The 21,272-nt window shown below is 46.9% G+C and carries 38 protein-coding genes and 2 pseudogenes; all 40 read left to right on the top strand.

Going from position 1 to position 21,272, the window contains the following annotated elements:
* A pseudogene (locus DWX32_RS19645) lies at nt 1-242 on the top strand (hypothetical protein); the annotation flags it as partial.
* The gene (locus DWX32_RS11420; RefSeq protein ID WP_118660058.1) at nt 239-442 is read left to right on the top strand and encodes a hypothetical protein; all 204 of its coding nucleotides are present in this window, start codon (nt 239-241) and stop codon (nt 440-442) included. The pseudogene DWX32_RS19645 and the gene DWX32_RS11420, both read left to right, overlap by 4 nt.
* Nucleotides 406-600 carry a hypothetical protein gene (locus DWX32_RS11425; protein WP_118660060.1) on the top strand — a complete coding sequence of 65 codons (195 nt, stop codon included), beginning with the start codon at nt 406-408 and terminating at the stop codon, nt 598-600. Before DWX32_RS11420 ends, DWX32_RS11425 begins: the two co-directional genes overlap by 37 nt.
* Nucleotides 584-1,159, top strand: a complete 576-nt coding sequence (locus DWX32_RS11430) for an ERF family protein (protein ID WP_118660062.1) — start codon at nt 584-586, stop codon at nt 1,157-1,159. Before DWX32_RS11425 ends, DWX32_RS11430 begins: the two co-directional genes overlap by 17 nt.
* Nucleotides 1,159-1,803 carry a putative HNHc nuclease gene (locus DWX32_RS11435; RefSeq protein ID WP_118660064.1) on the top strand — a complete coding sequence of 215 codons (645 nt, stop codon included), beginning with the start codon at nt 1,159-1,161 and terminating at the stop codon, nt 1,801-1,803. The genes DWX32_RS11430 and DWX32_RS11435 overlap by 1 nt, the downstream gene beginning before the upstream one ends.
* An 8-nt stretch (nt 1,804-1,811) precedes the next feature.
* Nucleotides 1,812-2,276 carry a putative PDDEXK endonuclease gene (locus DWX32_RS11440; protein WP_330421827.1) on the top strand — a complete coding sequence of 155 codons (465 nt, stop codon included), beginning with the start codon at nt 1,812-1,814 and terminating at the stop codon, nt 2,274-2,276.
* Nucleotides 2,263-3,093 (top strand): phage replisome organizer N-terminal domain-containing protein, encoded by an 831-nt coding sequence (locus DWX32_RS11445; RefSeq protein WP_118660066.1) that lies wholly within the window; start codon nt 2,263-2,265, stop codon nt 3,091-3,093. Before DWX32_RS11440 ends, DWX32_RS11445 begins: the two co-directional genes overlap by 14 nt.
* Before the next feature lie 98 nt (nt 3,094-3,191).
* Nucleotides 3,192-3,608, top strand: a complete 417-nt coding sequence (locus tag DWX32_RS11450; RefSeq protein WP_118660068.1) for a hypothetical protein — start codon at nt 3,192-3,194, stop codon at nt 3,606-3,608.
* A gap of 96 nt (nt 3,609-3,704) precedes the next feature.
* Nucleotides 3,705-3,854 (top strand): hypothetical protein, encoded by a 150-nt coding sequence (locus DWX32_RS19650; protein ID WP_158579582.1) that lies wholly within the window; start codon nt 3,705-3,707, stop codon nt 3,852-3,854.
* Between the two features lie 68 nt (nt 3,855-3,922).
* Entirely contained in the window at nt 3,923-4,333 is a 411-nt protein-coding gene (locus DWX32_RS11455; RefSeq protein ID WP_118660070.1) for a hypothetical protein, read from the top strand.
* Nucleotides 4,334-4,392: 59 nt separating this feature from the next.
* Nucleotides 4,393-4,533: pseudogene (locus DWX32_RS20880) on the top strand (DNA cytosine methyltransferase); the annotation flags it as partial.
* A 21-nt stretch (nt 4,534-4,554) separates the two neighbouring features.
* Nucleotides 4,555-4,842 (top strand): hypothetical protein, encoded by a 288-nt coding sequence (locus DWX32_RS11465; protein ID WP_118660072.1) that lies wholly within the window; start codon nt 4,555-4,557, stop codon nt 4,840-4,842.
* Between the two features lie 123 nt (nt 4,843-4,965).
* Nucleotides 4,966-5,274, top strand: a complete 309-nt coding sequence (locus tag DWX32_RS11470) for a hypothetical protein (RefSeq protein ID WP_147398490.1) — start codon at nt 4,966-4,968, stop codon at nt 5,272-5,274.
* Nucleotides 5,264-5,563: a hypothetical protein gene (locus DWX32_RS11475; protein WP_118660076.1), complete on the top strand. Its 300-nt coding sequence runs from the start codon at nt 5,264-5,266 to the stop codon at nt 5,561-5,563. Before DWX32_RS11470 ends, DWX32_RS11475 begins: the two co-directional genes overlap by 11 nt.
* Nucleotides 5,564-5,565: 2 nt before the next feature.
* Nucleotides 5,566-5,859: a hypothetical protein gene (locus DWX32_RS11480; RefSeq protein WP_118660078.1), complete on the top strand. Its 294-nt coding sequence runs from the start codon at nt 5,566-5,568 to the stop codon at nt 5,857-5,859.
* Nucleotides 5,856-6,440, top strand: a complete 585-nt coding sequence (locus tag DWX32_RS11485; protein WP_118660080.1) for an ImmA/IrrE family metallo-endopeptidase — start codon at nt 5,856-5,858, stop codon at nt 6,438-6,440. The genes DWX32_RS11480 and DWX32_RS11485 overlap by 4 nt, the downstream gene beginning before the upstream one ends.
* An 88-nt stretch (nt 6,441-6,528) precedes the next feature.
* Nucleotides 6,529-6,726, top strand: a complete 198-nt coding sequence (locus tag DWX32_RS11490; RefSeq protein ID WP_118660082.1) for a hypothetical protein — start codon at nt 6,529-6,531, stop codon at nt 6,724-6,726.
* 19 nt (nt 6,727-6,745) lie between these two features.
* Nucleotides 6,746-7,045, top strand: coding sequence for a hypothetical protein (locus tag DWX32_RS11495; protein ID WP_118660084.1), 300 nt, complete (start codon nt 6,746-6,748; stop codon nt 7,043-7,045).
* Complete coding sequence (locus DWX32_RS19655) at nt 7,042-7,206, top strand: hypothetical protein (RefSeq protein ID WP_158579583.1); 165 nt, start codon at nt 7,042-7,044, stop codon at nt 7,204-7,206. The genes DWX32_RS11495 and DWX32_RS19655 overlap by 4 nt, the downstream gene beginning before the upstream one ends.
* A gap of 74 nt (nt 7,207-7,280) precedes the next feature.
* The gene (locus DWX32_RS11500; protein WP_118660086.1) at nt 7,281-7,901 is read left to right on the top strand and encodes a DUF4417 domain-containing protein; all 621 of its coding nucleotides are present in this window, start codon (nt 7,281-7,283) and stop codon (nt 7,899-7,901) included.
* Between the two features lie 50 nt (nt 7,902-7,951).
* Nucleotides 7,952-8,314 (top strand): hypothetical protein, encoded by a 363-nt coding sequence (locus DWX32_RS11505; RefSeq protein WP_118660088.1) that lies wholly within the window; start codon nt 7,952-7,954, stop codon nt 8,312-8,314.
* A 30-nt stretch (nt 8,315-8,344) separates the two neighbouring features.
* The gene (locus tag DWX32_RS11510) at nt 8,345-9,892 is read left to right on the top strand and encodes a PBSX family phage terminase large subunit (RefSeq protein ID WP_118660090.1); all 1,548 of its coding nucleotides are present in this window, start codon (nt 8,345-8,347) and stop codon (nt 9,890-9,892) included.
* Nucleotides 9,892-10,083: a hypothetical protein gene (locus DWX32_RS11515; protein WP_118660092.1), complete on the top strand. Its 192-nt coding sequence runs from the start codon at nt 9,892-9,894 to the stop codon at nt 10,081-10,083. Before DWX32_RS11510 ends, DWX32_RS11515 begins: the two co-directional genes overlap by 1 nt.
* Before the next feature lie 38 nt (nt 10,084-10,121).
* The gene (locus tag DWX32_RS11520) at nt 10,122-11,531 is read left to right on the top strand and encodes a hypothetical protein (RefSeq protein ID WP_243037584.1); all 1,410 of its coding nucleotides are present in this window, start codon (nt 10,122-10,124) and stop codon (nt 11,529-11,531) included.
* 4 nt (nt 11,532-11,535) lie between these two features.
* The gene (locus tag DWX32_RS11525) at nt 11,536-11,802 is read left to right on the top strand and encodes a phage holin family protein (RefSeq protein ID WP_118660096.1); all 267 of its coding nucleotides are present in this window, start codon (nt 11,536-11,538) and stop codon (nt 11,800-11,802) included.
* A 3-nt stretch (nt 11,803-11,805) separates the two neighbouring features.
* Entirely contained in the window at nt 11,806-13,044 is a 1,239-nt protein-coding gene (locus DWX32_RS11530) for a phage minor capsid protein (RefSeq protein ID WP_118660098.1), read from the top strand.
* On the top strand, nt 13,037-13,369 hold the full coding sequence (locus DWX32_RS11535) for a CTP synthase (RefSeq protein WP_147398491.1): 333 nt from the start codon (nt 13,037-13,039) through the stop codon (nt 13,367-13,369). Before DWX32_RS11530 ends, DWX32_RS11535 begins: the two co-directional genes overlap by 8 nt.
* Nucleotides 13,370-13,678: 309 nt before the next feature.
* Nucleotides 13,679-14,119, top strand: a complete 441-nt coding sequence (locus DWX32_RS11545; protein WP_118660104.1) for a hypothetical protein — start codon at nt 13,679-13,681, stop codon at nt 14,117-14,119.
* Entirely contained in the window at nt 14,116-14,376 is a 261-nt protein-coding gene (locus DWX32_RS11550) for a hypothetical protein (RefSeq protein ID WP_118660106.1), read from the top strand. Before DWX32_RS11545 ends, DWX32_RS11550 begins: the two co-directional genes overlap by 4 nt.
* A 53-nt stretch (nt 14,377-14,429) precedes the next feature.
* The gene (locus DWX32_RS11555; RefSeq protein ID WP_118660108.1) at nt 14,430-15,116 is read left to right on the top strand and encodes a hypothetical protein; all 687 of its coding nucleotides are present in this window, start codon (nt 14,430-14,432) and stop codon (nt 15,114-15,116) included.
* Nucleotides 15,113-15,328, top strand: a complete 216-nt coding sequence (locus tag DWX32_RS11560) for a hypothetical protein (protein ID WP_147398492.1) — start codon at nt 15,113-15,115, stop codon at nt 15,326-15,328. The genes DWX32_RS11555 and DWX32_RS11560 overlap by 4 nt, the downstream gene beginning before the upstream one ends.
* A 65-nt stretch (nt 15,329-15,393) precedes the next feature.
* Entirely contained in the window at nt 15,394-15,822 is a 429-nt protein-coding gene (locus tag DWX32_RS11565) for a hypothetical protein (RefSeq protein WP_118660112.1), read from the top strand.
* 13 nt (nt 15,823-15,835) lie between these two features.
* Nucleotides 15,836-16,429 carry a hypothetical protein gene (locus DWX32_RS11570; RefSeq protein ID WP_118660114.1) on the top strand — a complete coding sequence of 198 codons (594 nt, stop codon included), beginning with the start codon at nt 15,836-15,838 and terminating at the stop codon, nt 16,427-16,429.
* Nucleotides 16,429-16,851 carry a hypothetical protein gene (locus DWX32_RS11575; RefSeq protein WP_147398493.1) on the top strand — a complete coding sequence of 141 codons (423 nt, stop codon included), beginning with the start codon at nt 16,429-16,431 and terminating at the stop codon, nt 16,849-16,851. Before DWX32_RS11570 ends, DWX32_RS11575 begins: the two co-directional genes overlap by 1 nt.
* 411 nt (nt 16,852-17,262) lie before the next feature.
* The gene (locus tag DWX32_RS11580) at nt 17,263-17,925 is read left to right on the top strand and encodes a phage scaffolding protein (RefSeq protein WP_118660118.1); all 663 of its coding nucleotides are present in this window, start codon (nt 17,263-17,265) and stop codon (nt 17,923-17,925) included.
* A 59-nt stretch (nt 17,926-17,984) separates the two neighbouring features.
* Nucleotides 17,985-19,013: a hypothetical protein gene (locus DWX32_RS11585; RefSeq protein WP_118660120.1), complete on the top strand. Its 1,029-nt coding sequence runs from the start codon at nt 17,985-17,987 to the stop codon at nt 19,011-19,013.
* 14 nt (nt 19,014-19,027) lie between these two features.
* The gene (locus DWX32_RS11590) at nt 19,028-19,510 is read left to right on the top strand and encodes a hypothetical protein (RefSeq protein ID WP_118660122.1); all 483 of its coding nucleotides are present in this window, start codon (nt 19,028-19,030) and stop codon (nt 19,508-19,510) included.
* Between the two features lie 207 nt (nt 19,511-19,717).
* Entirely contained in the window at nt 19,718-20,269 is a 552-nt protein-coding gene (locus tag DWX32_RS11600; RefSeq protein WP_118660126.1) for a hypothetical protein, read from the top strand.
* On the top strand, nt 20,269-20,721 hold the full coding sequence (locus tag DWX32_RS11605) for a minor capsid protein (protein ID WP_243037585.1): 453 nt from the start codon (nt 20,269-20,271) through the stop codon (nt 20,719-20,721). The genes DWX32_RS11600 and DWX32_RS11605 overlap by 1 nt, the downstream gene beginning before the upstream one ends.
* On the top strand, nt 20,705-21,214 hold the full coding sequence (locus DWX32_RS11610) for a hypothetical protein (RefSeq protein WP_118660130.1): 510 nt from the start codon (nt 20,705-20,707) through the stop codon (nt 21,212-21,214). The genes DWX32_RS11605 and DWX32_RS11610 overlap by 17 nt, the downstream gene beginning before the upstream one ends.
* Nucleotides 21,215-21,272: the final 58 nt, after the last annotated feature.

Genomic DNA, 21,272 nt, shown 5'->3' on the forward strand with positions numbered 1-21,272 from the left:
CCGGTGACTACGCGCAGATCAACAGCACCGGAGAAGACGCTGTGATTATGTGCGCGGGCAGAAAATCAAAAGCAAAAGGCAAAAAGGGGAGCTGGATCACGCTTGCAGAATGGGTGAAAGATGAAGAAAAAGGACGCTATGTGCCGATCTGCGTAAAAACAGAGCGTGTAGACGGCGAAAAAATCAAAGATGACACTTATTACACGCTGAAAAACGGAGAATTTTCGGAGGTAGAAGAATGAAACATTATGAATATGCAGGAATGGACGTAAGCACAGAAAAAAGTGTAGAGGACGGCGCAAGATGCTATATCGAAGCAGTACGCCGGTATCTGGAATCTGAAAAATTCCCGCAGGTTGAGACAATCGCGGCGATTCTTGGACTGAGAGAAGTGGAGGTGCAGCCATGTGGGACAGCGACGAAAACGGAAGAAGAGTTCTGATCTGTGATTTTTGCGGAGAGGTCATTGAGCCTGCGAAGCCGGGGTATTACGGTGAGGACTATGTAGAGGTCAATGGCGAGTGCATCCACACAGAAAACTGCATGGATAGATGGATTCATGAGCACAGAAAGGAAGCTACGTATGGCGAAAGTAGATGAGAAAATCATGCAGATTCAGACGCGGATCAAGGTCCCGAAGAATCACGTTAATGAATTCGGAAATTTCAAATACAGAAGCGCTGAGGACATCATGAGAGCGTTGAAACCGATGGAAAAAGAGCTGTTATTATCAGTGCAGATCACCGACGAAGTGGTAGCGGTAGGAGCGAATGTGTATATTCGCGCAACGGTGACGGTATATGACCTGGAAAGCGGAGAAAGCCGTAGTACAAGCGCATTTGCACGGGAACCTGCTGTCCCGAAAGCGAAGATGGACGAGAGCCAGACCACCGGTTCTGCATCGTCCTACGCGCGGAAATATGCGCTCTCGGGCATGTTCCTGCTCGATGACAGTATTGATCCGGATTCCAACCGGGCGATTGACAGCGGGGAGCCTTGCACGGATGCGCAGGAAAAGACCATCCGGGATCTGGCGGTCAAACACAATGTCAATCTTGAAGAGCTGTATAAAAGACAAAAAGTTAAGAACGGCCGCCCGACGGCGATGCAGGCCGGAAAGATTCTTAACATGTTCAAAAAACAGCTCGGGGGCGAGTGATGCACGCTCTGGCTGAAATCGTAAAATCCGTAGAAAAAGACGGTGATACGTGGCTTGTAGTGCGGCTGCCGAAAAGCAGACTGAAAGAAGAAATCGAGAACAAAACCATCACGAATACAGAAATGCGTTTCGACGATGGGCGGCATATCTCCAATCTGCAGCGGAAGAAAGCATACGCGACCATCCGGGATATAGCTATTGAGTTGGGCTATCTCCCGGAGGAGATGAAAGAGATTATGAAATGCAATTACATGATCGAGACCGGAGAGCCGTATTTCTCCCTTTCAGACTGTTCGATGGGGACGGCACGGGATTTCATCACGTTTCTGATGGATTTCGTGCTGAAAGAGGGAATACAGCTCTCAGACAGCGGAATAGAACGCGCGGATGACGTTGGAAAATACTTATACGCGTGTATCAAGCACAGAAAATGCGCGGTATGCGGGAAAGACGGTGAAATACACCATGTTGATACAATCGGCATGGGAAATGACCGGCGGAGGGTGGATGATTCTGGATACCGGAAAATCTGTCTGTGCAGGACGCACCACACGATCGCACATCAACGAGGAATGCCGAGCTTCGAGAAAATGTATCACGTCTACGGAATCATTGTGGATGATAGCCCGGAAGGGAAATCATAGAGTCCAGCATGGAACTGTCAACAGAGTATCTCAGTATGGTTCAAAATTTTATACGTCACAAAAAGGCGGCTGGCTGGAGCCGCCGGAAAGGGGCAGAAATGCCGATCAACAGCAAACAGAAAGGGAAACGCTTCGAGTTGGAGCTTTCCAGAAAGTTCCGGGAGTATGGCTACACGGAGTCCCGCCGGACCGCGCAATACTGCGGGAACACCGGGGACGCATCCGATGTTGTAGGCCTCCCGGGGATCCACGTGGAAGCGAAACATCAAGAGCGAATGCAGCTCTATGATTGGATGGATCAGGCGAAACACGACGCGAAAGAAAGTGGAAAAGACGTTTTGCCCACAGTATTCCACAAAAGAAACAATCATAAGATCCTAGTCACGATGGAACTCGACGACTGGATGACAATATTCCGCGAATACGAAGCGGGAATGAGTCTGAAAGAAGGTGCGGACGATGGGCGAGGTTAAGTGGGTTAAGATGTCGATAGACATGTTCGATAATCGAAAGATCAAGTATCTGCGCGGCCTGCCGGAGGGAAACAACATCGTTCTTATCTGGGTCATGCTGCTGACTCTGGCAGGGCGGTGCAATTCCAATGGATATATTTTCCTTACCGAAAACATCCCGTATACTCCGGCGATGCTCGCAAATGAGCTTGGATTCCCAGAAAGTACTATTCTGGTAGCCATGAAAGCGCTGGAAAGTATGGGAATGATAAGCCGAAACGAGGAAAACACGCTTCTGATCCCTGGATGGGAAGAACATCAGAACGTAGCCGCGTTGGAACAGATCCGGGCGAGCAACCGGAAGCGGCAGGCGCGGTACAGGGAACAGGCGAAAATAGAAGCTGTGGAGCAGGAAACACCACCGCCGGTAGAGGAGAAGCAAGAGGAACACGAAGAACCAGAAGAACCGAAGCCGTCGAAAAAGGCGGAGGAAACCAAAGAAGCAAAGATTCTTTTCGAGCGGTTGTGGAGCCTGTATCCGAACAAAAAAGGCAAGGGGCAGGTAAGTGATACAGCAAAGAAAAAACTGCTTAAAATCGGGCATGAAGAGCTTGAGAGAGCAATTCAGAGGTATAAGACGGAACTGGAAAAGGAGGACTGGAGAAAGCCGCAGTACGGCAGTACCTTTTTCAATTCTGGTTACGTGGATTATCTCGACGCGAATTATGAGCCAGGAAAAAGAGAGCCGACGAAGCAGCAGAAAGAAAACAAATTCAACAACTTCAACCAGCGGGACTATGATTTCGCGGCATTGGAGCAGGCATTGACAGGAGGTTAAGCATGGTATCAGTACTCAAAACAGCAATTATCTGCGCAACAGTAGCGTTTTGCTTTTACCAGATGATGAAATAATAAGAAAAGGACAGGGGAGGGCCTATGAGCAATAAATTGAAGAAAAAGCCGTCAACTAAGTTAAGCCCTGAGACGATGACAGCCGCAGAAGTGAGCGGGATCACAGGCGTAAAGCTCGAGATCCTGCGGAAATGGGTGGACAGGATGCAGAGAAATCTGTCCGAAGCCTACCAGAAAGAAGCACAGGAAAAGCTGCTGAAAGCAGAGGACTGCATCAGCGCGGCGAACGTCGTGTGCTCTGCACTGGCGATCTATGAGACCTGGGGGTACAAAAAGGCGCTTGACCGGTACATGGACAACTACACTGCTGCAGTACGGAAGATGAACAGTGTAGGTCTGGCTAAGATGTACGAGGAGCTGCACGAAAAGACCGGCGCGACGCTGGAATTTGAGGATATGGATCTCGCAAAAGAGTTTGGCTTTGGAGGGGCGGAAGAATGAAAGAAACGAAATACGGTAAAAACGATTTCCCGGATGCTCTTCTGAAAGAATGGGATAAAACGAGAAAACAGATTCTCGGAAAGGAAGGAAAAGAGAATGGAGATCATCGGAATTGTTCTGTTCTGCGCGGTGATTCTCGCGTCAGCAAAACTAATGCTTGACCCGCCGGATCGGAAAAAAGATCCGAAAGAGGATGAGGAGCAAATTGAATTTCTGAACGAGTGGAACAAGAAACATAAAAAATAACAAACACAAAGAAAGGAGCCAGCCTCCGGCCGGGGTAAGGGTATACCGGGCTTCTGAATGAAAAACATATGAATTTATTCGACAAGGTAAAATGCAAAGGCTTTTATAAAAAATTTAACGACGGAAAATGGTTGCGACTCGACAGAAAAACTTTAACTGCTGATGCAATGGACAATAATCTTGTGAGCATGGGCAATGATGGAACTGTCGAAAAAGACGTTGAGTATATCGAAAAAACCTATTTCAAACATGTTGACAAGAATTTCATCGGAGTAATTGTTGGATATAGAGATGTTATTGTAAAAGGTTGTCTTGATGCAGAGTATCAAGAGGAATGTGATGTAGGTGTCGGAGTTATTCCGGAAGCGTTTTATGTATCCAAAAGAGCGAAAGAAACTGTAAAATGTGCTGTTGTCTACTATGCGAATAACATGAAACACTATGTCCCTTTGGAAGATATTCTGGAGGTAATTCTATGAAAAAGAATCTTATCGTTGACTGTTTTGCTGGCGGAGGCGGTGCCTCCGTTGGCATCGAGATGGCACTGGGGCGGTCGGTAGATATTGCAATCAATCACGATCCGGATGCCATCCTGATGCACAAAACAAATCATCCGACCACGCTGCGTCTGACCGAGGATATTTTTAAAGTCAATCTGCGTAAATACGTCAAAAATCGTTTGCGTAGGAGGTGAAAAAATATGCTGATTCCAACGGTAAAAGCGAAAGAATTTGAAAAATTTGGTTTTAAAAAATGCAAAGGAATATCGAGTGACCTCGAATGCTATTATCTGTGCGTAGCAAGAGGAAAAAAGATGCTTTTTGTGAGTGATGTATACTTTGAGGTAAATGATTGGAGAGATGATGACCCGAGAATTCACGCGAATCCTAATTGCAGGTACAGAAACAGAAAAACAAGCCTTGATATTATTTACGAGCTGATCAAAGCGGGGATGCTGAAAAGCAGTTTTGAAAAAGAAAGAAGGTGAAACCGATGGAGCAGTACAAAGAAGCCAACTGCCCATACCTAAAAGTAGGGGAGCGGGTGCCGAATCTGAATATCGATGACAGCCAGGAACAGTTGAGATTTGCGTGAGGAAAAAGGAGAAAGAATGATAATTAAGAGTCAAAACAAAGATCTTGTGGTAGATACATACGGAAATGATTTCCGTATGTTCTGCGGACCGGACGGCCGGTATGGTATCGAGACAAGAGCAGGTGTAGTAGGAGTCTATAAAACAAAAAAGAAAGCAGAAAAGGTTCTTGATGAAATTGCTGAGCAAATTGGATGCTGCAAAGCAGATGAAATCATTTACGCGGGTAGAGGGATCGGCGGACTCCGTGTAACCGTGTATCAAGCGCTTGCACAGGAATATGTGTATCAAATGCCAGCAGAAGAGGAGGAAGAAGATGCTGATTAGAAGACAGGACAAGAAAGCAATCTTCAATATTGATACTTGCAGAGTGCTTTATGTGGCTGAGACGGTTGGAGGTTGTTTTAAAATCTGCGCAGACCAATTCGAACAGCTTGGAACTTACAAAACAGAAGAAAGAGCGATGGAAGTGTTGCATCTGATTGCAAAACAGAGCGCACAGTGCAAAGCAGTAGAGATTCTGTGTGGGCCGGTACATGAGGGACAAACGCAAAGCATGGTTTTGTTGGCGGAAGAAATCGAAAAAGCTTGGTATATGGATATGCCGGAGGAGTGAAGATGGGAAGAGTGAAAAGACTTACAGAAGATTCTTTTGACGGTACCGCACATATTAAGCTGTGCGGTACCAGTTGCCCGTACGACGGGGAATACTGTGCATCAGATGAATGCCGAGTACTAAACGAGGTAGCCGAAAAGTTGGCGCGGTATGAGAGACTGGAAGAACAGATCGCGGAGTCGGCAGAACAATATATACAAAAAGGAATTGCTATGCCTTATGCTGTAATTCCAGAAGTGACAAGAGGAGTAGTTAAAACGGTCTTTGAAGGGTTTGGAGGAGGTGAGGAAGAATGAGTAGAGCATACAAATGTGACAGATGTGGCGCACTGTATGAGTCGTATGAGGGAGAGAATAGATATGATGTATTAAAGCCAACTAAAGTAATGATTAATTCATTAGCAGAAGATATACTAAATGTATATGACATTTCTGTTCCGATTCAGAATATTGGTGATATTGTTGAAATATTAGGTGGTACTATCCAAAAAGAAACTTCATTTTCAGATGGCGCAGTTGAAAAGGAAGGGGATGGATTTAGGATTATTGTATCCCCATATCAAGACGAAAAAAGAGAAAGATTTACAATTGCGCATGAATTAGGACATCTCTTTCTTCATATGGGATATAGAACTAATAAAGAGTTATGGGCAAGACAAGAGAATAACATTTATCATCGAATAGGAAGCTCCGAAAAAGAATATCAAGCAAATGAGTTTGCAGCAGCTTTTTTAATGCCAGCATCGGAATATCTTACAGTTCTTAAAAGGATTGCGGACGGTAACGTAGTAGATACTTCCAAGATTGCAGAGTATTTTAATGTGTCGGTAGAAGTTGCATCTAATCGAGGAAAATTTTTGGGGTATTTAAGATGGTAAAAGAAGATCAGACATTAAGTAAATATAGCAAGCTAATTGAAGACTTAGAAAGCATGAACTTGGATGAAGAAGGAGAGAAAAAATCAAAATGACAAAAGAAGAACTTGTGATAGGGAACAGGTATAAGATCCGCCGCCCGTCAATCGCGGATGGCAACGTAAATTCGTATCAGTGGAGTGATGCAACTTTGGTTGATATCTCTACACATATTGCGGTATTCAGCGTGGGAGAGTATTGCGTCACCTACAAATTCTGCCAGTTAAGAGATGAAGTAAAAGAAGCGTAACGCAGAAAGGAGCTGCACCATGAGCATTCGGAACACATTTTTGAAAGATTACGGGATTTCGAAAGAACTTGGGGATAAGATCGTATCATATTGCAGAAACGCGCACGACTACGACCAGAATCTTATCTTGCAGGCCGCACAGAAGACTTGCCCGGAGATATCGAGTGCCCTGTTCGCGAATTTGACGCTTGGAATTGGATATGACCGGATCAGCCAGGTGCAGTACATCCCAATGCAGCGGAAAGATTTCCAGGGGTACAGGCGGAAGACAATCGAGGAGCTGTATAGATTGCTGCTTCTGCACGGGAAGGAGTTATGATGAAAATTGGGAACAAAAATGTTGCAGAAATCCAGATACTGGACAGAGACAATGATCTGATCGTAAGCATGGTTGATGAAAACGTAATTATTGAGAAAGATTATAAGGTGGTTTTAAGACTGGAAGGAGAAGAAAAAACAGAAACATATCCAGAAGAGTAACAAAAAGGGTACAACGAAAAGCCCCCATGCAAGTACACTAAGAATAGAAGTGTATTAGTATGGGGGTGATTTTTATGCCTACAAACAAGACTTACGACAATCTCGAGAAAATGATCTTCTCCGGCGTGGGAGAATACGGAATCCCCGAAATTATGCCAGAACAGTACAAGAAGTGCGAGTGGATCGGATTCAATTACGCTGCGAGCACTGCGAGGCGAGCCGGGAAGGGCGTGCATTTCTTCCTGGATGACTACCAGTTCGAACGGGTATGGAACAACCCGGACAGGTATATTGAGGTACTGAGAGACTATGACTACGTGCTTTCACCGGATTTCAGCATGTACACGGACTTTCCGAAAGCCATGCAGATTTACAACCATTACAGAAAACACTGGTGCGCGGCATATATGCAAATGAATGGACTGCGTGTAATACCTACGATCGCATGGAGCGATGAAAGCTCGTTCGAGTGGTGCTTTGATGGCGAGCCGGTGGGAAGCGTGGTGGCAGTATCCAGTGTGGGAACGCAGAACAGCAAGGCGAAAAAGTCGGCATTCCTGCGGGGATATGAAGAAATGATGAAACGATTATCACCGGAGCATGTGATCTTCTTCGGGAAAGTTCCGGAAGAACTGGAAGGGGACGTGGAAAAGGTCGCAGCGTTCCAGGAGAGATACAAGAAGGAGGGAACCTAGATGGGCGGACGAGGGGGGCAAGCGGAATAGGCAGGAAAAGCCAATCAGCATTGGACCCGAGAGCGAAAGAACAGACAATTACGACATTCTACCGTAGAAATTCAATCTACGGGGCACATTATAGAGATGATGTCTATGATGCCGTAGAGAGAAAGAACGAAAAAGGCGGAATTGAGATCGTAAAAGCCTATGGAACGTTCGACAACAGCAACCCGAAAGCGAACACCAAAGACGTGACGTATAAAATTCAACATGGTATTGTGAGCTACGATGATTCCAGGGGAATTGAAAGTTACGGTATCAGATGGGACAAGGTAAGCAGCGTTTCGGGACAAACCTACAACATACGAAGCATGTTAAAAGAAAAAGGCTTTCGGTGGGACGGTAAAACAAAGAGTTGGGTAAAGAAATAAAGCTACAGGAAAGGGAACAGAGATGATGGAATGGCGAACGAACAAAACTTAATACCGACAAACCGGAGAAGTAAGAGCGAGGTAAGAGAGAACGCCAGAAAAGGCGGTATCAAGTCTGGACAGGTGCGCAGGCAGAAAAAGACCCTTTCCGAACTGGCTAAGATGATAGCCGAGAACCCGGCACCTGCGCAGGCAAAAAAGTCTCTCGCAAAGCTTGGAATTGACGATGAAAATGCGAACAATAACGCGCGGATCGTAGCGTCGGTGTATAGTAAGGCCATCGAGGGAAATATGATGGCTGTTGAGAAGTGGGAGCAGCTTGTGGCGGACAAGAAAGCAGACACGGCGGTGTATGAGCTGCCTGCAAGGGTGATTGGAAAAGCATTCGTGGACATCAACCGGCGGATTGAGCCTAACATTGAATACGTGTTTGAGGGCGGGCGTGGCGGTCTGAAATCGTCCTATGTGGCTTTCAAAATCGTTGAAATCCTCAAGAATAACCCGCAGATGCACGCGTGTATCACAAGACAGGTAGCCGGGACACTGAAAGATTCCGTGTATGCCAACATGAAATGGGCGATTAATGAGCTGGGGCTGATGGAAGAGTTCGAGTTTAAGGTGTCTCCGCTCGAAATTAAGTATATCAAGACTGGACAGACGATATACTTTCGCGGACTGGATGACGAAACAAAACTGAAATCCATTAAGCCGGAATTTGGGTATATAGGAATCCTCTGGAAAGAGGAGAAAGACCAGATGAAAGGCGACGCACAGGAGCGTTCCGTGAATCAGTCAGTTTTGCGAGGTGGTGACATCTCCTATGATTTCTCATCCTACAACCCTCCCAAAAGCAAAAGTAACTGGGTCAACCGAATCAAGCTCGTGCCGAATCCGAAAAGAGTGATACACCACTCGTGCTATACAGACGCGCCGCCGGAATGGCTCGGAAAGAAGTTCATCGAGGACGCGGAACATCTAAAAGAAGTCAATCCGGAAGCGTACGAGCATGAGTATCTCGGCATCCCGAACGGAGACGGCGGAAACGTGTTTGAATATCTGGAGATCCGAGACATCACAGACGAAGAGATTAGCCACATGGACCGTATCTATCCAGGCGTTGACTTCGGATGGTACCCGGATCAGTATTGCTACCTGCGGACTTACTACGATTCGGCGCGGGAGAAAATCTATCTCATTGACGAACTATACGTGAATAAGTGGAGCAATGAGAAAACAGCAAAATGGATCAAAGAAAAAGGGTATGATGACTATACGATTATCTGCGATTCCGCGGAGCCTAAGTCCGTAAACGACTATAGGGATGCCGGACTCCCGGCCAGGGGAGCAATCAAAGGACCGGGAAGCATTGAATACGGATTCAAATTCCTGCAGGCACGAACTCTCGTGATTGATCCGAAGCGGACACCGCACGCTTACAAAGAAATCACGGAATACGAATACGACCGGGATAAGGACGGGAACGTTATCAGCGGATATCCAGACGGTAACGACCATGCTATCTCGGCTTTACGTTATGCGTACGAACCATTATTTAATCGAAGGGGGTATAGTGCATAATGTGCGAATTTTGCGATGAGCTGAAAAACTGGAAAACCTTAGAAAGATTCGATCAGCGTGCACGGTACGTCTATAAGTGTAAGCTGATACGCAAGACGATGGTCGAGACAAGAGCGGCAGGGAGCATCGAGGGAACGCCGCATAACGTCAATTACTGCCCGATGTGCGGCAGAAAAGTGACAGAGGGCTAGGAATGGGACTGATAACAACTATTAAGAGGTGGCTAAGCATGTTTTTTCGAAGCGAAGCGGAGCAGGCGTTTGATGCTGATGTGATTGAATCCCCGATCATGGACACAGTTATAAAAAAATGCGCTGCTGTTTACTCCGGGGAGCCGATGTGGAAAGACGCACAGAACGGCATCCGAACAATCAATTTTGCAAAAACGCTAAGCTCCGAAACGGCGCGACTTGCGACATTAGCAATTAAAATCACAATCGAGGGATCAGCACGGGCGGAATGGCTGCAGCAGCAGACGGACGCGGTGTTTTTCAGTATCCGAAAATGGGTGGAATATGGCTGTGCGTATGGAACGGTAGTCATCAAGCCGAACGGGAAGACACTGGATGTATTCACGCCGGATGAAGTGCTTATAACCGATTATGATAACCAGAATATCACCGGAATGATATTCAAGGACACGTACACACAGGGAAAATGGTACTACACACGACTGGAATATCACCGATTTGAAGAAGAAAAGCAGGGCGATGATACAGTTCGCCCTTACTATATTTCCAATCGGGCCTATCGGTCGAAAACACCAGATTCAATCGGAGATCCGGTGGATCTGAAAGATACGAAATGGTCTGAGCTTATGGCAGACTCACCGCCGATTCTGAAAGCGAACGGAGAAAGCCTGGATGGCCCGATGTTTGGCGTATTCGTGACACCGCAAGCGAACAACGTGGACAAGTCAACACCGCTCGGCCTGCCGGTATATGCAGAAGCGATGGAAGAACTGAAAGATCTTGATATTGCGTATTCCCGCATGACCGGAGAAATCCACGACAGTGAACGAATTGTTCTGGCAGATGATCGGTTATTGTCTCCGGCTGGCACTCCGGTCAATAAGATGACCCCGGGAGCAGCCGCAACAACGCACCTGCCAAAGTATGTTCGCAACGTGTACGGCGAAGGAGCGGATACATTCTATCAAGAGATTAACCCGACACTCAACACAGAGGTAAGAGTTAATGGCATCAACGCGCTATTGTCTCAGATCGGCTATAAGGCGGGCTTCTCAAACGGCTATTTTGTATTTGACCAGAAAACCGGAATGGTAACGGCAACACAGGTTGAATCCGATGACCGGCGGACGATCCAGTATATCAAAGATGTTCGGGATCAGCTCGAGAAGTGCATGGATGCCGTCTATTACGCGCTGAGCGTCTATGCGGATCTGTACGGCGAGAGTCCGGCGGGAGAGTACGAAGTAACGTATGATTTCGGTGATATTACGTACAACCGCGAGGAGGACCGCGCACGCTGGTGGAATTACGTTAATGCCGGAAAAGTACCGGCGTGGATGTATTTCGTCAAGTTCGAGGGATTCTCGGAGGAAGACGCAAAGGCAATGGTCGAAGAAGCCACTCCGAAAGAGGATGAGCTTTTTGACAGCAAATATAAGGAGGAATGATAACATGGATATGAGTGGAGTAGCAACAGTAGTATGCATCACAGTAGTCTGCTATCTGGTAGGCATGGTGATGAAAGCAACGGATATTAGCAACAAGTGGATTCCGTGCGCAGTAGGATTGGCGGGAGCGGTGCTTGGCGTTGTTGGTATGTACACAATCCCGGACTTTCCGGCGCATGACGTGCTTAATGCGGTAGCCGTCGGCATTGTCAGCGGATTAGCAAGCACCGGAGCAAACCAGATCATCAAACAGGCACAGAAAGAGGAATAAGACATGCTTACCCCGGAGTATCTGCAGCACGCGGCAGAGGGCGCAGAAGCCATCACAGAGGATTTACACAACCGGATCATGCGGAAGATCGTCAAGGCGATTTTAACACGCATGGAACGCGGCGAAAACTACATGCTGACGGCGGCGGACAAGTGGAGAATCGAAGCACTGCAGGAAGCTGGCTATCTGCTGGAAGATATCCAGAAAGAGATAGCAAAGGCGACCAATCAGCAGCTATCAGAGATCAAATCAGCCTGCGTTGACGCGGGAATACAGACGCTCAAGTGGGACGACGCGGTATATAAGGCGGCTGGGCTGGTACCTACGCCGCTTCTTCTTTCCCCCACACTGATGCGCGTACTGGAAAGAGACTATAAGGCGACCGCGGGCACATGGCGGAACTTCACCCGGACGACCGCAGAAGAAGCGCAGAGACTTTTTATCAACGAGCTTGACAGCGCCTATCACAGGGTTCTGAGCGGCGGAGAGTCTTACGGCGCTGTGGTGGCTGATCTGATCGAGAAAGTGTCCGAGGAGGGGCTGACAGTCAAGTACCCGACAGGATACCGGCAGAGCCTTGAATCTGCGACCATGACCATCGTACGCACCGGTATAGCGCAGGCGGCGTGCGATGTATCAGAAACGCGGATGGAGGAGATGGACTGGGATATTATTCTTGTTTCTGCTCATGTAGGCGCACGAACGGGAGACGGCGGGCAGAACCCGGGAAATCATCTTTGGTGGCAAGGACGATTCTATTCCCGAACCGGAAAAAACAAGAAATACCCGAATTTCTACGAGGTGACCGGATACGGCACCGGCGAGGGACTGGGCGGCTGGAATTGCCGTCATAGTTTCGGATCGGGAGACGGAAAGAACAACCCATTTGACGCTAAGAACATCTCATACGCAGATAATCGTAAGGTTGAAGAAGCACAGAAGCGGCAACGATTGTTGGAGCGCAGAATACGAAACAGCAAAAGGCAAATTCAAACTTTGCAATATGCTATAGACAACGCAAGCGATGACGAGACGAAAAGCAAATTGCAAAGTAGAACAGAGCAAAAAGCTAATTTGCTTAGTAAGCAAAATAAAGCATATCGCAAGTTTTGCGAAGACAACAACCTGCGCCCTTATGATGAGCGATTGAAAATAGCCCATTGGGACCGAAAACAGGCAGCAAGAGCCGCAGCGGATGCACGGCGATATCAAAAACGCAAAAAGGAAAAAGCAGATGATTGAGACGATTAATCAAATCATGATTCTCTGCGGCTGGATAACTACAGTAGGTGGCGCGATTGTGGTTCTGACCGGAGCATGGAAGAAATTCAAAAAGCCAGAGAGGGATCTGGAAAAGAGGATGCAGACGATGGAGGAGGATATCAAGGATATCAAGTCAAAACTTGAGAAAGATTATACCTCTATCCGCACCCAACGAGATGATATGAATCTGATAATGAGGAGCATGTTCAATCTGATCGAAAATAAGATTACAGGGAACAACATCGAGGGCTTAAAAAAAACGAGGGAAGAACTTGTAAATGCGATGACCGACAAGAAAAATTAAGAGGGCTTATCTTGAAAGTGTATGAATTCACAGTACCGGAGCTGGAATATTTTCGCACGTATTGTAATTTTACGCGTGACGAACGTACACTTTTTGATTATCGGAGTAGGAATATTCCGCTCGAAAAGTGTGCGGAACTAATGAACATTTCTGTTTCTACTGTAAAACGGATCAGCAGAAACGTAAACACCAAAATCATTAAAGTATGTTGATTGATACTTTTTTAAGCATTTCATGGGACTTTGACGAACTGTCAGAGTCCTTTTTTTGCGCCTAAAATATGAGTAGAAAGAGAACGGAGGGATGAATATGTATCCGTATATTGACCCGCAGGCATTTGCGAACGAACAGGCAATGCTTCAGCAGAGAATCAATCAGTTGGAACAGGCGAGAAACCAGCAGATGAGCATGTATGTACCACAGAGTCAGCAACAGCCGCAGGCACCGACCAGCAACGTGAATTGGATACAGGTTGCTGGCATCGAGGGCGCAAGAAATCAGATTGTCCAGCCTGGACATACTGCTTGGATGATGGATAACAACAGCCCTGTGTTCTACGTTAAGTCTGTGGACGGAATGGGAAGCGCGACTTTCAAGGTATTTCAGTTCGCCGAGATCTCGCCGGAAGCCCTAAACCCGGCACAGAGCCAGTCGAAAGAAGAAAGACAAGAATACGTTACGCGGCAGGAATTTGACGCTCTGCTGACGCGATTAGGCGAAAAGCCGGAGAATAAGGAGGAACCCGTATGAATCCATTAATGAGCATGATAGGCAATATGGGCGGCGGTAACAACCCGATGGGCGCGATGATGCAGGCTATACAGATGGTCAATAAGCTCAAACAGGCGGGCAACCCGCAGGCCGCAGTAGAACAGATGGCGCAGACAAACCCGAATGTTAAAAAGGCTATGGATATGTGCAAGGGAAAGAACCCGAAGCAGGTATTCGAGGAAATGTGCAGACAGAACGGGATGGACCCGGGGCAGTTCTCCGGGCTGATGAAATAAGATATTAGGGCGGTGCACAGCCTTAATAAATAGAAGGATAAGGAGAAATAACCATGACAGATGGAACAATGGGACTTAGCGCGGCTGATGTAGCAGCCGTAACGAGAAACAATGACGATGACTGGGGCGGTGGCTGCTGGTGGATCTGGATTATTCTGCTGGCATTTCTGTTCCCGATGATGGGCGGATGGAACCGTGGCGGCGTTGAGACTGGCGTGCAGGACAATTTCATTTCTGATGAATTTGTCAAACGTGACATTTTCAATACCAATCAGAACGTTTCCAACACAGCTTGCCAGACGCAGAGAGACGTACTGGAAAACCGGTATACCAATCAGCTCGGCTTACAGCAGGTGCAGGCGGCACAGCAGAATTGTTGCTGTGAAACACAGAAAGAGATCCTGCAGAGCCGATATGATGCGGCACTCATGGCACAGAATATGCAGGCTCAGATGGCACAGTGTTGCTGTGACATCAAAGAGAGCATTCTGGCCGACGGAAACGCAACCAGACAGATGATGCAGGAAAACACCATCCAGGCACTCAGGGATAAGCTGTCAGACCGTGACCGCGATCTGCAGAACGCGTACAATCAGATTTCACAGGTTTCGCAGACCCGTACAATCATTGATGCAGTACGCCCGACACCTACACCGGCTTATCTTACATGTTCCCCGTATTTCGCGTACAACATGACCGGATACGGCGGATGTTGCGGAAATGGCGGTAACGTGCTGTGATGAGCACAAGCGAGCTGTCCGCGCTCGATCTTCTGAACCTGTTCGGTGTATTCCTGCAGGCGATGAATTATCAGAGCGACCTATCGCAGGCGAGCAATGCGGATATCGCAAAACACCTGCAGGAACAGGACAGAAAGTACCTTGACCGGATCATCGAAAATCAAAATAAAATAATCAGCATGTTGGAAGATTCCAAATCTACGAAACAGTAGTTGTGCAAAATTGCAGGGGTAGGCGTGGAGCTTGCCCCTGTTTCATTTCAAAAAGGAGAGAAATTATGTTAAATGTAATTGCAAAAGCAGAACAGACAGTAGCAGCAGGACAGAATATTGTATTCACCAATACCCGCGTAAAATCCCGTCGTTGTGGATGCTCCAGCGGATGGCTGAACCACATCGAGGGAAGCGGAATTTTCACAATCACGAACCGGACGAACCTTCCTATCGCGGTAGAATTACAGTTCAACGGAAACGTAACAGCGGCGGCAGCGGGCGCGACCGTGCTTACGCTGAAATTGAACGGAGAAGCGGTTGGAGGAACAGAGATGGATTATACCGTAGTTACTGCGAACACTTATCAGAACGTGAGCGCAGACACACTGATCCCTGTGCCGGCGGGAACGAGCCTTACTGTGTCAGTCGGAAATATTTCTGCAACCGAAGTTCTCGTAAAAGACGCGAACCTCATCATCAAAAAAGTTGCGTAGGGGGTGACGAATCATGATTACTTTCCGAAGCAAAACAGACGTAACAGATGCGGATGCTATCTTTTCGGAAATCAACAGCCGCTTCATCGCGGCTATCATGATGCACGATCAGCTCGCGGACTATTTCGATTTTCTCGGATTGAAGGGATATAAGCGGCTCCATGAGTACCAGCACCTCGCGGAAAGCATCGAAAGAAGAAAAATATGCAAATATCGCATCGAAAGACACGGAAAACTGATTCAAAATGCGTTTTCTGGTGAAGTGAAGATGATTCCGGATAGCTGGTACTCCGCGAAAAGCATATCTGTCGGAAAAGGAACTAAGCAGAAAGCTGTAGAAGATGGATTCTTAGCATATCGGGAATGGGAAGAGGAAACAAAAGAGGTGTATCAGATCTATGCCGCCGCGCTCCTTGAGAAAGGTAACGTGGAAGATTTCACGCTTGTAACTTCTCTGGTGGACGACGTAAGTAATGAGCTGAAAGAAATCGACAAGATTATTCTGGACCTGATCTCAACCGGCTATGATATGGTCCATATCACAGAATCGCAAAAAGAGTTGCACAAGAAATACAAGAAACGCATGAAAGAAATTGAGGTGGAATGATGGGAAACGTGAAAGAAGTGCTGGAAAAGCAGTTGGAAAGAGAAAAAGAATCTGCGATGCAGAAACTCACGACAGATAACCTTGACGCAATGTTCAAAATCACAACCACACTGTGCAATATGCGGAAAATGGAGTGTGAGAGCATTCCATCGGTCATGATGGATGCATCAGAGACACTGATTAAGAAGTACAGCAACGGAAAATATGATAAGAATATTGATGCATTGTATGACGAATACATTGCGGCAAAAATGGCGTACCAGGAACACGGAGACGCGGCGCACAAAGATAAGCTTATGGATTCCGTCGGCCGCCTGATGGTTGAGGTGTTCGATATGCTGCAGGCGATGATTCTTGATGCGGATTTTCGCGACGAAAGACAGGCTATCATGCAGCAGATTCGAAAACTTGCTGATTCGTGATGACAAGATGGGTACAACGAAAAACATTGAATGTAGTACGATAGGAGCGTGAAAAGAAGTTGGGATGGGCTTGTAAGTCATTTTGATGTTCAATTCACCTCCTTTCGACGTTCTAGGGGATCCTGTTAAGAGCCTGCACAAGGCTCGGAACGTGTCTGAAATATGCCGCGTTTTCCGTTCCTCAAGCCTTTCTGAAAACGCGGCGTGTTTCTTATTATTTTATGAATTACACAATTGGGAAACAGTAATGGAAAACTGGCATCATCCCCCTTGATTCTGCCATAAGATGCTGGATCTTTGGACTGCTTGATAGGTTCGAATCCTATTTTCCCATTACCCCGGCAGAGGTTGATCTGCCTTAATCCATTACTGCCGACGGGCAGTTAAAAACAACGTTTAGGAGGATAGAAAATGCAGAACTACGAAGCAATTCTTTCAGAACTCGAAATCGAGATTCCGGAAGACAAAAAAGCAGATCTGAAAAAGAAGATGGAAGAAAACTATCGGACCAAATCAGATTATGACAAGGTAGTTACAAAGCGTGATGAGTACAAGAACTCGCTGGACGATGTGCAGAAAGAGCTGGAGGGATTCAAAGACGTGAACGTCGAAGAATTACAGACGAAAGTTACAACCCTCACCACACAGCTCAACGAAGAGAAAGCTGGACGGGCAGCAGATGCCAGAAAGGCAGAAGTCGAAAAACAGGTAAATGATTTCTTGACGGCTACAGACGAAAAGGGAGCGAAGAAATACGAGTTTTTGAACGATATTACTGCCGACTACTACCGCGCAGAGCTTGCAAAAGCGCTGGATGCTGATTCTGCAAAAGGAAAGTCCATTTCGGATATCTTCACAGAGATGATTACCGACAAGGACGGAAAACAGAAAGCAGGGATTTTCACGGATGCCGGAGCCAAAAAGGCAAAGAGCAATGCAGCCAAGTTCACACAGCCTACAACCGGCGGCAATGGAGGCGAGATTACGAAAGAAACTTTCCGCAAAATGAATCTTGATGAAAGACTCAAATTAAGAGAAGAAGATCCCGAGCTGTACGAAGCACTCTCGAAATAACACCGTTATCACGCGATAACGCTTGACCGCAAAAAGTTACGCGGTAGAAAGGAAACACAATGCCAAGAACTGGTACTTTTGGCGGCTTTTCATTTGATCCGGAGGTGTTCTCCGACTACATGAGCGAGCAGCCGACCTGGAATGACCGAATCTTAGCGTCTGGAATCCTTGTACAGGATCAGACGATCATGGATCTGATCGGAACAAAAGGAAACGTTGCAACACTTCCGTTCTATGTTCCGATTGATGAGGATGAATCTCACGCGCTCAACAATGATGGTGAAACCGACAACACCCCGACAGAGATCAGTGGAAAGAAACAGACTTGTATGCTGACCCAGCGTATGAAAGCATGGAAATCCCAGGATTTCACAAAAGAGCTGACCGGCGCTGACCCGATGACGCACGTTGCGAATTCAGTTGCTGGATTCTATCGGCAGGTAAGAACCCGTGATCTCATGGCTATTGTTGATGCAGTTCTTTCACTGGACGGTATGAAAGATCATGTTACGGATCTTTCGGCGACGGCATCTTCTGGGGTTACAACCGTAACCGATGCAAACAAAATCAATGATACAACACTGATTTTCGCGCAGCAGAAAGCAGTTGGAGACGCAGACGAGAACATGGGTCTGCTGGTCCTTAACTCTTACATCTACGCTCGTTACAAGGCTATGGGGCTGGTTGATTACAACAAGTACACTATCACCAATGCTATCGAGCGAGATGTTGAGCTTCCGACGATCGGCGGATTCATTCCAGTTGTATCTGATCGTTTCACGGTAGACACATCTACAGACGTTCCGATCTATAAGAGCTATATGATCGGATCTGGAACGGTGCTCACCTGCGATAAAACCAACTACGAGGACCCGTACTATGCAGACTACGATCCGGAAACCAAAGCCGGTATTCGTAAGTTGTACACAAAACAGGGCTACGTGCTGCATCCGAACGGATTCTCAATCAATGCAAACAGAATCACAAAAGAATCCCCGACCAATGCGGAACTCGGAGCAAAAGCGAACTGGTCACTTGCATTCAATCACAAAAACATCCGTATGGGACTGATTAAGTCCAACGGTTGACGGAGGTATCTGGCATGGCTTATGCAGATTATGAATTTTACACAACTTCATATTTCGGCGATACCGTGCCAGAATCCGACTTTCCGCGGTACGCCGAGCGGGCAAGTGATCGAATTGATGTTTTGACATTCGACCGGCTTGCAGACGGGCTGCCGGAAAACGAACGGGCACAGAAAAAGATCAAGAAAGCGGTCTGTACACTGGCGGATGCGCTTTTTCAGATCGACACCGTAAAAAATGCTGCGATGGAAACAGTAGGAACCGTAAAGAGAGAAGATGGAACGGTCATCAATAAGGCCGTTTCTTCGATTTCTTCCGGCAGTGAAAGCATCTCCTACGTGACCGGAACTAGCGGTACAAATTCTAGCGTCTACGGACAAGCGGCGATGGACAAAAAGGTAGAAAACGTGCTCGTGACACAGATTATTCTCGAAAATCTACAGGGCGTTATGACGGATGACGGCGTTCCGGTCCTGTATGCAGGAGTGAGGTTGTGATATGGGCGGAAGAGGTAGCAACAGTGGAATGATGAAAACTGTAAACGGTAAGACGGTAAAACGCTTCAATACCCCCCCTAAAGGCTGGAAACCCGTAGAAAATGCTCTTACGAATCCCAAAGGCTATACGTGGTACTCAAATGGAAAATCACGTTTTAGCGGTCAATATGAAACGGCTCTCGTGAAGAATAAGAAGTAGGTGGAAACATGTATGACGAAACCATAACTCTTTTCAACAGGTACGAAGATCAAACCGGGAATGTATTCTGGTATCCGACTGTGTTGCAGCATGTGGATCTTATCACGGACAAGGTCGCAAATATTGTCCGAACCGGCATTGACAGCGCCGATACGGCCAGCCTGCACGTGGCATATACGCCAGATAACGGCACTATTATGGTGCAGGGAAAGAAGTGGTTATCACCGAAAGCCTGGAAAGCTCAGACGAATGAAGAACTCCCGGGAACAATCACTTTTGCTAACGAAGATTTTTTCGTGCTCGGCGATTACTGCGTCAAGAAAGAACAGGCTTATCTTATCGACCATAACGGAGTATACGTGCAGGATCACGAGAAAAGGCCGATTGCCACAATTGTTGAACGGCAGATGTACGGCGTGGTGAAAGACGCGGAATACACAAGCAGAGTAGACCGCGGATTCTATGACTACATGAATAAAAAATACGATAATGTGTTTTCCATCAGCAATGTAGGCGGTCCGTACAGGCTTATTCCTCATTTTGAAATAGGGGGAAAATAATGAGCAATACGAAACATTTCCCCAGTTTTTCGGTCGTGAATGGACATGTTAAGGTACAGGTAGACCTTACGAGGTTCGACAAGCAGTTCCAGGAAGCGCAGTTCTGGCTTGATGGACAGGTTATGAATGATATGATCCCGTACATGCCTTTTCGTGACGGAATCATGGTGGATGCAACCAGAGTGCGCAGTGCATCCATGCAGGGAACTGGAAAGGTATGCGCAGGCGCTCCACCGTATGGACGGTTCCTGTACGAGGGAAAACTTATGGTTGATCCGGAGACGCGTTCAGCGTGGGCGAGACCTGGCGCAAAAAAAGTTGTTACTGATACACCACTAAAATTCGATAGAACCGCGCATCCGTCTGCTACGGATCACTGGTTTGATGCCGCAAAAGCGGCACACGGCAAAGAATGGGTGAAGGGAGTGAAGAAACGTGCCGGAGGAGGTTAAAAAACCTGTTACATACGATGTGGACGGATACGACATCGTAACGAAAGCGCTGGAAACAGTTCTGAACACTTTCCCCGGACTTCAGCCGACCGAAAAGATCAAGTTTTCTTCGCTCAAAGAGGATGAAGGGATTGCATTCTATCCAGTGAGTGGAGCTGTGGTTGCTTCTGAAAAGAAATACATCACAGGAATTGTGGATCAGCTTTGCAACTATCCGTTTTACATCGTGTATCGTTCAGCACCTACAACGCCGGGAATTAAGACAGAAATCAAAGAATTTCTTGACACTCTCGGAAAATGGCTGGAAAAACAGCCTGTGCAGGTGGATGGGAAAGAATATCATCTGGAATCTTACCCGACACTTACAGAAGGAAGAGTTATTGAATCTATAACCCGCCTTACGCCATCTTATCTTGATACGGTGGCAGAAAACAAAGTGGAGGACTGGGTTGTCAGCATGTCATTAAAATATCGAAAGAAATTCAAAAAATAATCATACCGGCACCGATTCGGCAGCCGCTGACCGCGAAAAGTTACGCGGTAGAAAGGAA

This window comes from Blautia sp. AF19-13LB (genome assembly GCF_003479105.1).
Classification (GTDB): domain Bacteria; phylum Bacillota; class Clostridia; order Lachnospirales; family Lachnospiraceae; genus Fusicatenibacter; species Fusicatenibacter saccharivorans.